At 45.5% G+C, this 15,487-nt stretch carries 13 protein-coding genes; 3 read left to right on the top strand and 10 right to left on the bottom strand.

What is annotated here, in order from left to right:
• Positions 1–8: 8 nt before the first annotated feature.
• On the bottom strand, positions 9–242 hold the full coding sequence (locus BM099_RS12645; RefSeq protein ID WP_090728486.1) for a hypothetical protein: 234 nt from the start codon (positions 240–242) through the stop codon (positions 9–11).
• A gap of 203 nt (positions 243–445) precedes the next feature.
• On the opposite strand from BM099_RS12645, the gene ptsP reads away from it, so the two are divergent.
• Together ptsP and BM099_RS12635 are read left to right on the top strand one after the other, a co-directional pair.
• Positions 446–2,695: a phosphoenolpyruvate--protein phosphotransferase gene (gene ptsP / locus BM099_RS12640; protein WP_090728485.1), complete on the top strand. Its 2,250-nt coding sequence runs from the start codon at positions 446–448 to the stop codon at positions 2,693–2,695.
• 156 nt (positions 2,696–2,851) lie between these two features.
• Positions 2,852–3,259, top strand: coding sequence for a hypothetical protein (locus BM099_RS12635; protein ID WP_090728484.1), 408 nt, complete (start codon positions 2,852–2,854; stop codon positions 3,257–3,259).
• Between the two features lie 64 nt (positions 3,260–3,323).
• Here BM099_RS12635 and BM099_RS12630 read toward each other — a convergent pair whose 3' ends face one another.
• Positions 3,324–4,496 (bottom strand): MFS transporter, encoded by a 1,173-nt coding sequence (locus BM099_RS12630; RefSeq protein WP_090728483.1) that lies wholly within the window; start codon positions 4,494–4,496, stop codon positions 3,324–3,326.
• 302 nt (positions 4,497–4,798) lie between these two features.
• Here BM099_RS12630 and BM099_RS12625 point away from each other — a divergent pair, with 302 nt between their 5' ends.
• On the top strand, positions 4,799–5,605 hold the full coding sequence (locus tag BM099_RS12625) for a response regulator (RefSeq protein ID WP_090728482.1): 807 nt from the start codon (positions 4,799–4,801) through the stop codon (positions 5,603–5,605).
• A 98-nt stretch (positions 5,606–5,703) separates the two neighbouring features.
• Here BM099_RS12625 and BM099_RS12620 read toward each other — a convergent pair whose 3' ends face one another.
• The 8 genes from BM099_RS12620 to bamJ form a co-directional block, all read right to left on the bottom strand.
• Positions 5,704–7,497, bottom strand: coding sequence for a methyl-accepting chemotaxis protein (locus tag BM099_RS12620; RefSeq protein ID WP_090728481.1), 1,794 nt, complete (start codon positions 7,495–7,497; stop codon positions 5,704–5,706).
• 190 nt (positions 7,498–7,687) lie between these two features.
• Positions 7,688–8,422 carry a M48 family metallopeptidase gene (locus BM099_RS12615; protein WP_090728480.1) on the bottom strand — a complete coding sequence of 245 codons (735 nt, stop codon included), beginning with the start codon at positions 8,420–8,422 and terminating at the stop codon, positions 7,688–7,690.
• A gap of 28 nt (positions 8,423–8,450) precedes the next feature.
• A complete protein-coding gene (locus BM099_RS12610; protein ID WP_090728479.1) occupies positions 8,451–10,529 on the bottom strand; it encodes a transglutaminase TgpA family protein in 2,079 nt (692 codons plus the stop codon).
• Complete coding sequence (locus tag BM099_RS12605; protein WP_090728478.1) at positions 10,513–11,484, bottom strand: DUF58 domain-containing protein; 972 nt, start codon at positions 11,482–11,484, stop codon at positions 10,513–10,515. The genes BM099_RS12610 and BM099_RS12605 overlap by 17 nt, the downstream gene beginning before the upstream one ends.
• A gap of 2 nt (positions 11,485–11,486) precedes the next feature.
• Complete coding sequence (locus tag BM099_RS12600; protein ID WP_090728477.1) at positions 11,487–12,401, bottom strand: AAA family ATPase; 915 nt, start codon at positions 12,399–12,401, stop codon at positions 11,487–11,489.
• A gap of 133 nt (positions 12,402–12,534) precedes the next feature.
• The gene (locus BM099_RS12595) at positions 12,535–13,017 is read right to left on the bottom strand and encodes an FKBP-type peptidyl-prolyl cis-trans isomerase (RefSeq protein ID WP_090728476.1); all 483 of its coding nucleotides are present in this window, start codon (positions 13,015–13,017) and stop codon (positions 12,535–12,537) included.
• A gap of 568 nt (positions 13,018–13,585) precedes the next feature.
• A complete protein-coding gene (locus tag BM099_RS12590) occupies positions 13,586–14,875 on the bottom strand; it encodes a M18 family aminopeptidase (RefSeq protein ID WP_090728475.1) in 1,290 nt (429 codons plus the stop codon).
• Entirely contained in the window at positions 14,868–15,395 is a 528-nt protein-coding gene (gene bamJ, locus BM099_RS12585) for a BamJ family beta-barrel-assembly machinery protein (RefSeq protein ID WP_090728545.1), read from the bottom strand. The genes BM099_RS12590 and bamJ overlap by 8 nt, the downstream gene beginning before the upstream one ends.
• Positions 15,396–15,487 lie beyond the last annotated feature (92 nt).

Here is a 15,487-nt window from a genome sequence, read left to right as displayed (position 1 = left end):
GATACTAGTTAGTCTGTCTGGGCGGCCTGGACTGGCGGTAAGCTGTCTGTTTCAGACGGGCTTACCGGTTTATCTACAAACACAAACCCGTCCTCGATACTCCAGACATCTTTCCCCTGCTCAACCCTGATAACGCCGCTAAAGCGTTTACCCAAATAGGTGACCGCCTCTTCCAGTGTATCGATGTCGCACAACATCACACCGCCTCGTTCATCTTCCGTAGAAAACAGAAAACTCTTCATGTTATCCCCTGATTTTTAGCATGACGGCGCCTTTCATATAAGCGCTATCACTATTATTTAGCAGGTATTAAGCACGTGACTTCACATGCATAAATTTATTCATGCATCTTACTGGAACTCAATTACAGCAGCCATTGATAAATAATTGTTTTATGTGAGAATATGGCTTTTTAAAGCAGTCAGAACTGACGCAGGACGCCCTTATGCAACACTCACTGGCCACACTCACAACACTTGTTCAAGAGATTTCGGGTGCTGAAAATGCCATGAGTGCGATGCAAACTATTGTGGCACGTCTTAGCCAGCTAATGGATGTGCCGGTCTGCAGTCTGTACCTCAAGTCCCCGACACGCTCCAAGTTAATTCTGGCAGCAACGCAGGGGTTGTCTGAATCGTCTGTAGGCAAGATAAAATTAAATCTCAATGAAGGGCTTGTCGGCGTTATTGCATCAACGAAACACCCATTAAACCTTGCTGATGCTCAGACACATGATAAGTTTGTCTTTTTCCCTCAAGCGCAAGAAGCCCCCTACCGTAAATTTATGGGTGTTCCACTAATCCATTTACGCCAGTTGATTGGGGTAATTGTCGTGCAGGGAACGACAAAGGACCCGTTTTCACAAGAAGCAGAAGCCTTCCTCGTCACCATTGCATCGCAACTGGCAGCCACACTCTATAATATTCAAAGATCAGGCGAGTGGATCCCCACCCGCCGTCCCGCTAAGCTGTATAAACGCTTCAACGGCATCGTTAGCTCATCCGGCATTGGCATTGGTGACCTCACCCATATCAACACACATATTGACCTGCTCCAGGTTCCTGAAAAGTTAAGCGGATCACCCAAGGATGAACAGAACCTTTTTGAAACAGCCTTGCAAAAAGTCAGTGACGATCTGGAGCATGGCGCAAACCGTATAAAAAAAGACCTGCCTGAAGATATCGTTTCTCTCTTTTCAGTCTATCGAATGATGCTACAGAGCCCGGAACTTCGCGATGGTACACTGCAAGAAATCCAGCTCGGCAACAGCGCGATGTGGTCGGTACGCAAAACAGCACTTGAGCTCGCTACTGTTTTCGAGATGGCTGATGACCCCTATATGAAAGCGCGCGGAGAAGATGTTCGAAATATCGCGATTAAGCTAATGATGCAGATGGCCAAACGTGAGCGCTCGGCCTCACCTGACAGCCTTACACCAATTATTTTAGCCGGTGATCTGATCAGTATTGCTGATCTGTCTGAGTACAGCTCAACTCAAATTAAAGGTATTATCTGCAGCTCTGGTTCAGCCTTATCGCATACGTCTATCGTTGCCAATGCACTCGGGTTGCCCGCCGTGATGGGCGTCGCTGATCTCGATATTAAACGCTACGCCGGTCAACTCGTAGTCATCGACGGAAACCGTGGCGAAGTGGTCATTTCTCCTCCCAAAGAGATGATTAAAGAGTACCGCCAACTCGAGAAAAATGATCAGCAATTCAACCAGAAGCTGGCCAAATACAGAGACCTGCCTGCCGTCACCCTGGATGGTTTCCATGTAACGCTGCATACCAATACCGGCCTGCTGGCCGATGTATCCCCCGGTTTACGTAACGGTGCAGAAGGCATAGGTTTATACCGCTCTGAAATTCCTTTTATGGTGCATGACAGTTTCCCCACTGAAGAGGAACAATACTTAACGTATAAAGAAGTTATTGATGCTTATAGCCCTCGCCCTGTTTCCATGAGAACACTGGATATTGGCGGAGACAAACAACTCCCCTATTTCGAATTCAAGGAAGAAAACCCCTACCTGGGCTGGAGAGGCATTCGTTTTACACTGGATAATACGGCGCTTCAGGTTACGCAGATTCGTGCGATGTTACGTGCAGCTCATGGGCGCGACAATTTACAGATTTTGATCCCCATGGTCAGTCGTATCGACGAAGTCAAAGCCATCAAAGACCTGATCCAGCAATCTCTGGTAGAACTTAACAAGGAAGGTAAACAAGTCATCAAACCTAAATTAGGTATTATGATAGAAGTACCTTCTGCCATGCTTCTGTTAGACAAAATCGCACCCTATATTGATTTTGTCTCAATCGGTTCAAACGATCTGACCCAATACCTATTAGCAGTAGATCGTAACAACCCCAAAGTTTCACGTTTATTTGATAACTTAAATCCAGCTGTTTTAGTTGCTCTGCAAATGATTAAAAGCAAATGTACTGAGTTAAACTTATCGGTGTCCTTATGCGGAGAAATGGCAGCAGACCCTGCCTCAGTACTTTTATTAATAGCAATGGGATTTGATCGCCTCAGTCTCAGTGCACATAAAATTCCTAAAATTAAATGGATCATTCGCCAATTGAAAAGAGAAGATCTGTTAAAACTTCTTGCCAAAGCGAATGCGGCTGAAGATGAAGCAGAGGTTCGAAAAGTGCTTTCAAAGAAAATTAAAGAACTTGGCCTATAGGGCAAGATAATCTCTGAAAAATATGACTGCTAGACTATATTTTAAAATTTTCCAGTAAAATAAAAAATAAATTCACGCTAACGCCATCTATTCCTAGAAGGGGTTACTTTTTTTCTTTAAGATGTTTTACAAATCAAACGGCAACCAGGTAGTACCGTGCAGCCAAAAACATCTATACCCACTGATAATATCTATAAATTCTATGCTTTATCGGGACTTCTTTCGAGTATCGTTTTAGTCGTTCTTTTTTTTCAGTTAAACGAAGAATATAACCGCAGAGTTTTCGATCGCTACCTGCAAACATCAGCGCTTCAGGGAATTATAACACCGACTTTGGAGCAAAAAGTGACACTCCATGTGTTAGAGCGCCAGTCTGATTTAGATGCTTCCAACAAACAGTTTTATTCTATCTCGCTTGGCGTATTCATTAGCTGGAGTTTATTAGCCATGATAACCGGATTCTGGCAGTGGCATACCAAAATCCAGCCTATACATACTGAAATTTGCCGTCATCAACTGATAAAGCTAAAGCATGAAATTGTTCGCTTAAAAAGAAACCTGTAACTCCAGCAAACTGTCGGACTTAACACTGATCTACTGCGGCCAAGCCCGACAGCCTGCCAGCAAATCATTTAATTGCTTGCTGCATTTTTTTTGAAAACACAGCAATAACCAGCATAGCCCAGACAACCACCGGTATCATAAGAACGTTCATGGTTTCCCAACCCATGCTGACTTCAAGCCAGCCAGAACTGAGGGCTGATAATGTCACCATACCAAACACCAGAAACTCATTAGTGGCCTGAGTTTTTGCACGTTCCTGATGTGTATATGCCCCGGTCACCATACTGGTCGCACTGATAAACATAAAGTTCCAGCCTAGCCCTAATAAAAACAGAGCGCTCCAGAAATGCCATTCAGACTGACCATTCAGGTTAACAAGGATACAAAGCAGCATAATCAATCCGCCCAACATCATCATACAAACAGCACCAAACCGCTGTATCAAACGCCCGGTAAAAAACGAAGGTAAAAACATACCCAGCAAATGCCATTCAATGACCCAAGCCATCTGAGGAAAAGAAAAACCACACCGCGCCATCGCCAAGGGTGTAGCCGTCATGAGCAAGTTCATGACGGTATAGCTAGCCATTGCAGCAACGACGGCGACAATAAACACAGGCTGCATAACAATTTCAAATAACGGACGCGACGGCCCTTTCTCTGATTCTACATTGGCTGGCTGGGGAATAGAGACGCCGCTCAACAACAAGAGCGCCAGACTATATAACCCCATTAAACCGACAAATGATCCTACAAACTCTTGCGAAGAGATCCAATCACGGCTCTCAACTGCCAGCGCAGGCCCCAGAATGGCTGCCAGCACCCCACCTAACATAACCATCGAAATTGCACGATTTTTTTGTTCAGGCTCACATGCCTCAACAGCAGCAAAACGATATAAGGTGCCAAAACCAATCCCCACACCCAATAATGTAGTACCCACACAAAAAACGAAGAAATTCTGATACAAGAGCGCAACCGCAGAGATAACAGCCCCGATAATACCGAGCGAATTACCCAGATAAAAACCATTGCGCCGGCCAATCCGCTGCATGATGAGAGAGGCTGGAATTGTTGCCAACATTAACCCGATAAACTGCATGGCGATCGGTAATGTGATCAGTGCATCAGACGGCGATAACGATTGTCCAATCAAGCCATTAACCGATATTAAAAGCACATTACCCGTTCCGAGCAAAGCCTGACACAATGATAATAATACGACGCTCCGGTTCATGCGCTTTCCCTGATTAAATATAAGCCGGTGGGGCAGTATGGCAATTGAAGCGCACATCAGCAATTGATGATATACCTAAATTCAACAACCGACTGTTGCTAAAATTGTATATAGAAGCCCTTAGATTATAACCCCAGCAACGAGATCTAAGCTGAACGCATGCATGCTTCTCTGATCCATGCAAACGTCACATAAGCTAACAACACATTTAACCTTATAAAATTTTCCTCCCAGCGCAAAAGCGCTGAACGGCTGCTAAACTCAAATTGGATTAGTTTTCCAGCATAGACAGAGATTTTGATATGAATTTTTCAGAGCTGTTTGTACTCATCATAGAACCATCACGAGTACAAAAAACCATCATCATTAACCAGTTAAAAAGCTTTGGAATAGAGAATATTGACGACTACAGTGATGGCGGTACAGCCTTAAACGCTATCCACCTTCACATACCGGACATCGTACTTTCATCGATGCACTTACCTGATATGACAGGTACTGACGTAGTCAATGAAATGCGTCAAGACCCTAATTTGATGGATGTCACTTTTTTCCTTGTCTCCTCTGAAACTCATTATCGCTATCTGGAACCGATCCGTCAGGCAGGCGCTATTGCAATATTGCCAAAACCCTTCTCGCGCCAGGATTTAGGCATTGCACTGCAAAGCACCTTACATTATCTGCATGACCTGGATACCCCGAACGAAAATAGTGCTGAATTATTTGAAAACGTAAAGATACTCCTGGTTGATGACAGCCAGGTCTCGCGAAAATACTTACACCAGCTTCTCGACAATTTGGGAATTCATGCAGTCACAGAAGCTTCAGATGGTGCTGAAGCCATTGAAATATTAAAGCAGGAATCCTTCGACCTGATTGTTTCAGATTACAACATGCCTAATATTGATGGACGCGAGATGCTCGAGTATATCCGCTCTCACGGAGAGCAGCCCACTATCCCCTTTATAATGGTGACCTGCGAACAAAATAGAACGCAGTTAGCCGCGATAAAAAACGCCGGCGTATCTGCCCTTTGCTGCAAACCGCTCTCTTATGACATTTTCAAAAATGTGATTACACAGCTGGTACTCAATCATGACGTCACGTAACTCATCCGGGATTCATTTTCACTTTTTTAGTACATAAAAAACGCCCGTTTGTCCGGGCGTTTTAGTATGTCATTATCCACATCTCAGAAAGTGGAGTGCTATTCTTCCAGCAACCTTTCAGGGTTAAACCCCATAATCAGTCCTCCCCAGTGCTGTCCGTTAATATACAGCGGAATCGAAAGATCATTTAACACTTCGCCTGTGTCACGGATGAAGGTTTGCAACAGAAAGGGTTGTGTGTGTGTTGCCCTGCGTTTCTCCGCCCGGTTACCCGTAAAAATGCGACGATGACGACTCTTGACATTATCCACCGCAAAGTCGCCCGTTATAGCCGCAGACACCTTAAGATGATGTGCCGGAGCATAACCATTTTTATCGACAGCAATTGCATAAATAAACTCCGGACGTTCACTGATAAAGCTATCAAATAAAGGACGAAGCACAGATTCATAAGCCGAGACATAACTGACATCGTACTTTTCAGGCTGCTGCCCTTCATTGGTACGCTTGTAGTTACTATCAAAAATATTATGTCCATTTTCAGATAAGGAGCTGATGGCCCTTACCGTCTGATCCGCCCATTTCCGGCCCGCCTGAATCATACTTTCAAAGCCACCGTAGCCAATATTGAAGCGTGACAACAACTCCTGCGTTTCTTCCGTTGCCAGCTCTAATTGACCGGAGTAAGTCTGAGACTCATCCATTTCATGTTTGATTTCATGCGCGATACTCGTAATTTCTGTTACGTGCTGATGCGACTGCTTATTGGTGTAGGATAATTCATCTATTGAAGCACTAATGCCCGATAGCTCTTGATTCACCAACTCAAAGTCATCCACCAAACGAGTAAACTGCGTATTGGTATTCTCTATAAAGCCCTCTGTATTCTGGACATACTGCTGTATATCCTGAGCACTGATACGCGTATATTCAACCAGAGTTCCCATTTCGCCAATGTTCTTATCGATCTCCTGAGTAGCCACATTAACTTTCTGCGACAGACTGCGAACCTCATCGGCGACAACAGCAAACCCTCTTCCCGCATCTCCGGCTCTGGCGGCTTCAATCGAAGCATTCAGTGCTAACAAATTGGTTTGTTCTGAAAATTCCTGAACCATTGTCAGAATATGAGTGATATTCAGCGAGTTCTCACTGAGTTTTTTAACGGTATCCTGGAAGCTGTTGACCAACTCACGAATCGAGCGTACCTGTTCTAATACCTTCATTAATTCATTTCCGGAAGTGCGCACCTCCTCCATATTTGAATTGTTATGCTCGTTCAACTTCAATGTGCTGGCCGCTACTTCATCAATCGCCAAGGTAGCTTCCTCGCTCGACTGGAACACTAAGTGTGCTTGCTCCTCCTGGCGGGTAGCTGACGCCGATGCCTGAGATAAAACCTTTTGTAAGCGTGTCGCACTTAACGCAACGCTGACACTACGGCAACGCGACTCAGAAATCATTTTCTTTAAGCTATCGGAGAATTGATTATAACTACGCGCCATCTCAGAGATTTCATCATAAGTATATTCAGGCAGGGTGGCGGAAATATCGCCATCCTTTTCTTTTATCTGCTGTAAAACATGTGTAATGGCATTGATAGGCCGCAAGAACAGCAAGCGCATAAAGAAGACACTGAATACGGCAAGAACCACTGCGATAGCAATGGTAAACACACTCGTTCGCCAAAAGTCATCCAGCATCACGAGTAATTGATCTGAGGCACGGGGCTCTAAATTAAGCGCTAAAATCAGCTGGGAAATCTCACCTGAAAAGTGATGATTCACAAGCATGAGCAGCAGAAAGGGAACCAGTAGAAAAACGACATTCCCCACAATTTTTTTCGTTAATGAATTAAAAAACACCCGCTCAATTGTTTTATACAACGCCATGCCATTCTCGTTTTTATAAAGTTATTCGGCCACATTCAAAATTAACACTTCCAGACAGTGTAGCAGCGCTTACAATAACCACTAAATCGAAACATGCATTTTGATGCCGAACGCCAATAGTTTTACTTTTTAGGCTGTATTTGATCAGGCACAGCCTACTAACTTGCTTAGACGCTCTGACATAAATACCTCACCGCCATTGTAGCCATACACCTCTTTCTTTGAAGTAATGCCGCCACGTGGGAGTATCTGTGCAAAAAAGTGCCACCTTTTGCCAAAAAGCGGCCGAATGATTAAACTCCTGCAGATGACAAAGCTCATGGATAATGACGTAGTCAATCGCCTCTGGGGCCGCCATCATTAAACGCCAGTTCAGACCTATATCGCCTTTCGCAGAACATCGCCCCCACATGCTTTTATAATTACCGATGTCAACCCGATTAGGCTCGAGGCCTACCGTGTTTGATAATTCCAGCGTGCGAGGAATCAGGTAGGCTTTAGCCTGCTCTGCCAGCCAGGACTGCAACAAGCTATCCGCCACCCTTTCAGGCGGTCGACTGATGCGTCGACTCAAATTCATCTCAATTGATTCATGGCAAAGAACAACAGCACTGCGCTCAGCACTATGACGAATATTCAAGGGGATATCCCGCCCCTTTAGCAGAACAGTGCGTGTTTCATAAGGGTTGATCTGATAGTTCTGCTGCCGTGTTAACTGCGCCGCCATATGCTCTTCAATCCATGAGCGGCGTTGCTCAATAAACTGTTGAACCCATTCTTCCGGCGTTCCGACAGGTGTCCGTATGGTTAATTCGCCATGCTTCACTTCAAGTGAGACCGTTTTTCGACGTCGACTTTGAACAACCTTAGGGGCAACCCACACGCCACTGCATTGAATCGAATATTTAGCCAACTCTTTTTTCAATTACCTTTTCAACCCTTGCTTCAACTCTTTACCAGACTCTGGTTTCAATTTGTTTTTCAACGTCAGGCTGTTTAACGCCTTTGCCGATAACACCCTGCTTTCCAAGTCGTTTAATTTTGCTCATAAGCTGTTGACTCAGGCGGTGATACTGCAGGCTAGTGTCTTCTGCCTGCGCAGACGCATCGGCATAGCGTAAGCGTTGATATAAACCACTCCAGGCATCAAGCTCAGCTCGAATCTCAGGCAAGGTTTCTGCTAAACGTACACTATACATTTGCACTGTTTCACCTGAAGCGCGTTTCAGTTCAACGGATACCTTAGCCAATAGATCAGAAATAGCCACGACCTCCTTATCCACCGGATGCATCCAGCGACTCTGTACTTTTAACAGCCACCAGAAAACGATCATCAACATACAACCCACGGGTATAAACAGCAGCAATAGCATTTTCAAAAGACTAATTTGACCAAACCAATCCTGTAACAGATTATTCTGCTGCTGATGATAGCCCAGTATCCAACGATGCCAATTATAATTAAGCGCATCATAACGCAGACTCAGTGTTTTCAGCCATGCTAAGTTTTGCTGCAGACGAAACGCCATCATTGAGCTATCTGCCATAAATTCAGGTGATGACGAAAACAACTGATCAAACGGTTGAATGACTCTTTCGGGTGCAACGGCAGTCGTCGGATCCAGTCTTATCCAGCCTTTTCCATCCAACCAGGCTTCTACCCAGGCATGCGCTTCATATTGTCGTATTAACAGGTACTCTTCATAATCATTCCACTCCCCTCCCAAGTAACCACCCACCACGCGTGAGGGTATACCTGCCAGCCTAAGGGTATAAGCCGTTGCATTCGCAAAGTGCTCACAAAAGCCTTCACGCGTGTCAAATAAAAATTGATCAATGCGATTACCCTGAAGCTTTTGTGGTGATAACGTATAGGTAAAATGCTGGTTAAAATTCTTAAACAGGGCTGCAATTTTCTCTTCAGCGGAAAAACCTTTTTGCTGCCACTGCCTGACCATCTTTCTGGTTTGAGGATTTCCTGCTGCAGGCACAGCCAGATAACGAGGCCGGTTCACTAAAGGATGCCCATCATACGGTTTAATCAGGAGCGAACTGGCGGTATAACTTATCCTTTGAGAAACAGCAGCGCGTGCTTTAAAGGTGCCATCACTATAACGCTGTACAGCGGAAGCGCTCGAAGCCAATGGATAATCTAAAGCAAATAACCATGTAGAAGCAGACGGCTCCGCTATTACCTGATATTCAATCAGGTCATCATCAGACACATCCCCCTGCATATCCTGTTTCGTTACATCAGCAATAGACCAGCCTTGACCGTCAAAATCCGCAAATGTCATGACACGCCAATAACGCTGTTCGGGCGCCGGAGGTTTGTTGTCGGTAAAGCTAACACGAAATGCAACACTAGCTGAGCGAGTTAAGCGGCTGATATCTCCGGGTTGCATCCGATCAGACAGCCCCGTTTTTGCGGTGGATTGCTGGTACTGGACACTCCATAGAGGCCCGATACGGGGAAATATCAAAAACAGAATCAGCATTAAAGGAATGGATTGAAGCAACATGAACAGGCTTTTTTTAACCGGCAAAAACAACCATGCCTGCGTGCTGCCCTGATGCATCATCAATAAAGCGCAAACAATAGTCAGTAATGACACACCACCATAAACAGCACTGGGCATTGACTGATTAAACAAAAAACCAACCGCCGCTATAAAGCAGGCAACAAGCACTAACACCCAGCCATCACGCTGTTTTTTTAGCTCCATCGATTTCAACAGTGCGCCTGCGATCAATAAGGACGACAGGCCATCTAAGCCTTTACTCTGCGAAGAAAAAACAAGCACTCCAAGAATAACAGCGATGACGACCACCCCTTTTCCCCAACGTGGGATCACATAGCGATGCCGCTCTAATGTCAGCCAGACCCAGGAAAGCAGACACCCTCCGGTCACCGCCAACCACAGCGGCACATACATCAGCTGAGGTGCACTGACCGTAATCAGCATAATAAGCAGCCATTTCTTAGCCCCTGGGGTCAACTCCCTTGATGTTTGATTAACCACTTCTGCCATCTTCAGGCCCCCCACCGTAAAGAGCCAGCTGCGTTAATACGTTTTTTTTATGCTCAACCCCGGTTGCAGGCGCTATCTGCTTACCCGGCAACCGCAAACCAAACCGTGAACCACTCTGTGAAAAAACCAGTGCCCAGTAACACAATCGTGATAGCCGCGCCTCCACCGACAATTCAGGCCAGCTATCCCAGTCCAGCCACAGTTCATTTCCCGCATACCCCTGATGCTCTTTAACCTGTAGCCCATGCCCTTTGGCATAGACTTTCCAGGCAATGCTGCTTTTTGTAGCGCCTGGGTAATATGACTTTAATTCCTGAAACTCATCATCCCCCCGGGCACCAACGGCATGCTTATGCTGTTCAGCACCTCTTAACGCCTCTATCTCACCACCGGCAACCGGCTTTGGGTAAACCAACACAGACTGTTCAAAACGCAACCAACTCCAGGCTCGAAATAAACCCAATGGGTACAAGCTACCGATGTACAACAGATCCGCTTGCTGCCAGCCCCGCTGTGAACACAGCGATGGGATCTCGACATTAGCCGGGCGATTAGCGACAAGGTCCAGCGTCATACACTGCGCCTTGTCAAACCCAAGACCCAACTGAAACAGCCCTCGATCTGTATTCAGCTGATAACGAAAATACGCCTCATCTCCAACAAACACAGGCTCTGTTAACAATGCTCTGCTTTCTAATCCAGACAAGTTGGCATAGGTATGTAAAATAGCGGTGATAAACAGGGAGAGTAAAGTAAAGCAGACAGCATAAGCGAGGTTGTTCTGATAATTGACGGCCAATAGCAAAATTAACAGCACCACTAGCAAATACGCACTCCCGGCTAGCGTCGGCAATATATAGATACGCTTTTGCGTTAATCTGATAACCGCTTGTCCGGGATAGCGATTGACCAACCACGCCTGTATCCGGCCACGAAGAGACCTTCTATCCGCCATGCTCAACTCAGCACATCCACCTTAGTCAATATGGCCCGGATGGGATCAGCCTGATAATTTAAGTCTTTTCTGATCAGCAGACGATGCTCTACAACAGAACTGAAAACCTGCTGCACATCATCGGGGGTGAGGAAGTCACGACCCGACATATAAGCCCACGCCTTAGCTGCCTGGATTAATGCCAACGCTCCCCGGGGTGACAGCCCTAAAACAATCTCTTCACTACTGCGGCTAAACTGCGCTAATCGTTGAATATAATCTAATACAGGCTCGGATACGGCTACCTGCTGGCATGCCGTTTGAATATCCTGCAGCATTTTACTATCGATACAAACAGGCAGCTCTTCAATATCGCTTCGGGTATCACCATGCTTCAACAATTTTTTTTCTGTGTCGGCGTCAGGGTAACCCAGAGAAATTTTCATTAAAAATCGATCCAGTTGTGACTCAGGTAACGGGAAAGTACCAAACTGGTTCGTTGGATTTTGCGTGGCAAGCACAAAAAAGGGTGAGGGTAATTGACGCGTAACCCCTTCAGATGACACCTGCCCTTCCTCCATCGCTTCCAGCAGTGCACTCTGCGTTTTCGGTGTCGAGCGGTTAATTTCATCCGCTAATAACAACTGGGTAAAAACAGGTCCGGGATGATAAACAAAACTGCTGGTTTGCTGATTGAATACAGCCCCTCCGAGGATATCTGCCGGTAACATATCACTGGTAAACTGGACTCGCCGGTATTCCAACCCAAACACATGCGCCAGGGTATGCGCCAATGTTGTTTTGCCCATGCCGGGCAAATCTTCAATCAACAGATGCCCACGCGCCAACATACAGGCAACCGCCAGCCTGACGACATCCTCTTTACCTAAAACAACAGAAGATACCGTATCAACTAACTGATCGATCCTGTCTCGCATAAGCACTCCGTTTTGAGTATAAAATAACGGGGCTCATCTCAACAAAAGCCCCTTTTCACTATCAGTGTAGCGACAGAACTGAAAAATGAGACAAAAAAAAGCAGCCGAAGCTGCGTTTTTTAATAAGAACCGCTTAGTGGTGATGACCACCTTCACCGTGTACATGCCCGTGAGAAAGTTCTTCCTCAGAGGCCGCTCGCACTTCGACGACTTCAACCGCAAAGGTCAGAGTCTGGCCTGCCAGCGGGTGATTACCATCTAAAGTAATACCGTCTTCTTCAACATTCATAACAGTGACAGGCTGCTCTCCCCAAGGGGCTTGTGCCATAAACTGCATACCGACGTGAATATCGTCAACACCCTCAAAGTTCTCATGATTAACTTTCTGTACTAATTCATCACGTAAAGGACCATATGCCTGTTCAGGCTCCACCGTCACTTCCAGCTTATCACCCACCTGTTTACCCACCAGCGCATTTTCCAGACCAGGAATAATATTACTTGCACCGCTTAAGTATGCCAGAGGCTCTTGCCCCTCAGATGAATCCAAGACTTCACCCTGGCTATTAGTCAAAGTGTAATGAATAGTAACAGCTGAATTTTCAGCAATCTGCATGAGAAACTCCCAAAATAAAAAATGAATATTACCGGAGGCTTTGAATATGTCGTCAGATCGCCAACAAACCCAAAGAACCCTCACAGAAATCAGGCGTCATCCTACCCCGCATGTAGCAAAACTTCCAGCCTGTTGCTAACACTGTCGAAAATAGTGAATAGATATTCAATAAATAGGAATTTTTCCTATCTTTTTATGACGAAGATGCAAGTATAATAATTTCCATAGAATCAAGAATATGGAGTAACAATTGTTATGGATAACATCTGCCCCGATTGCCAAACGTTATTGACAAGCAAGCATAAAGCATCGCACACACTCTTATCACTGATAAGTACACTGCCCAACAGCCAGCTATACAAGTGCACTGCATGTCACGCGTATTTGCATTGTTATGACCGTCAGTGGGAAGTATTAATTGAAGGTTACTACAGCAAAATATCAAATGTAGTGAATTCATCACAGCCTACACTAGCTGCCGGTTAACCCGCATACACCCATAATCATTTTATAAACGGTTAAGATCGCATCTACTTTAAGACGCGATCTTCCCCTTGGCTTTATAAGCTTAAACTTGCTTACATTCAAAAAAACGTTTGAATACCTGAATGGTATTGATCAAATCATCCGTACCCGCTAATTCCCTGATGGAGTGCATTGCTAATTGCGGCACCCCTATATCAATGGTACGTACGCCTATTTCTGCTGACGTAATTGGCCCGATAGTACTTCCACAGGCCATATCCGAGCGCACAACAAACTCCTGTACCGCAACGTTATCCAGTGCTGCCAACATTCTGAATTGCGAGCTGGTAATGTCAGTCGTCGCATAACGCTGATTTGAATTGAGCTTAATAACCGGCCCTTTGTTAAGAATAGGACCATGATTAGCATCGTGCTTATCAGCAAAATTGGGATGTATAGCGTGTGCGTTGTCTGCCGATATCATCATGGAATTCGCCAGCATACGGTTTCTACTTTCCGCTTCTGGCTGTATACGTTCAAACAAATGATCCAGCATAGGCCCCTGAGCGCCCGCCGCACTCAAGCTTCCGACCTCTTCATGGTCGGTACACACCAACAAAACGCCTTCCTCTGAGTCAGATTGCAGCAAAGCCTCCATGCCCATAAAGCAGCTAAGCAGGTTATCCAAACGAGCCGACGCGAGAAATTCCTGCTCAAGCCCTATCAAAGCAGCAGACTGGGTATCATAGAGAGAAAGCTCATAATCAAGCACTTTAACCACTTCCTCACCTGACACCAGCAACTGATCCCGCAAAAGCGCACGGAAGTCCGGCTTCTCATCCACTTGCCCTAGCACCGGTGGCAAAAAAGTTTGCGCATTAATCGCACGCCCATTATTTGCTTCACGGTCAAGATGAATTGCCAAACTGGGAATCACAGCAACAGGCGTCTCAAAATTCACCAATGCACTACATAGCTCGCCTGCCTCATTGACAAAACTAACACGCCCAGCGATCGATAAATCCCGATCAAACCAAGGGGCTAGCAAGGCTCCACCATAGACCTCGACGCCTAACTGAAAATAACCGTGTTTATGCAGTTCCGGATTAGGCTTTACACGCAGACAAGGGGAATCGGTATGCGCGCCTACCATACGTAAGCCCGACTCAGATAATAAGCGTTTTGCCGGCATTTGCCATGCAACAAGCGCAGAATCATTGCGGGTAATGACATATCGCCCCCCCTCTTTTAATACCCAGGTGTCTTTTTCATTGAGTGCTTCAAAGCCAGCCTCAAGCAAGCGGGCTTTCATCTGTTGTACTGCGTGAAAGGGTGTTGGCGAAGCATTAAGGAATTCAATTAAGCCCTTCAATGTCCTATTTTTGTTATTCATTTTCTGTTCCTTTATCTTCCTGAACTGCAAGCAACTCTACTTTAAAAACCAATGTTGAATTTGCAGGGATTTCATTAGACGGGCTGGTAGCTCCGTACGCCAGTTTCGCGGGTATATACAACATCCATACATCCCCGACTTTCATTTTCAACAAAGCTTCCTGCCAACCTTTAATCACCCTTTTAAGCGGAAAGGTGGAAGGTTTACCGCGTTGATAAGAGCTATCAAAAATGCCGCCATCAACACGTGTCCCTTCATAATTAACAACAACAGAATGCTGATAAGTCGGATGGACACCCGTACCAGTGTTCAGAATCCGATATTGCAAGCCTGAGGGCAATTCAACCACACCATCACGTTTTGCATTTTCTGCTAAAAATGTGATACCTGCCTCGTTAGTTTCATCGTTAAGTGCTTTTTCCATCAATTGTTGACGAAAAGCCTCCTTTTCAGGATCCTCACCGCAACCGCCTAACAACAAACCGCAGATAAGCAGCAGGGGGATAAATAATAATTTCATCTGTAACCTTACGTCAGTGAATTGAATGAAACTCTTTAAATGGAACTCATTAACAGAGGCCTGAAGCGCCTCAACAGAGAACATAAATTTTC

The organism is Neptunomonas qingdaonensis (genome assembly GCF_900113275.1).
Lineage (GTDB): Bacteria > Pseudomonadota > Gammaproteobacteria > Pseudomonadales > Balneatricaceae > Neptunomonas > Neptunomonas qingdaonensis.
Note: the sequence above shows the minus strand (reverse complement) of the source record. Positions and strands in the feature narration are given on the sequence as shown.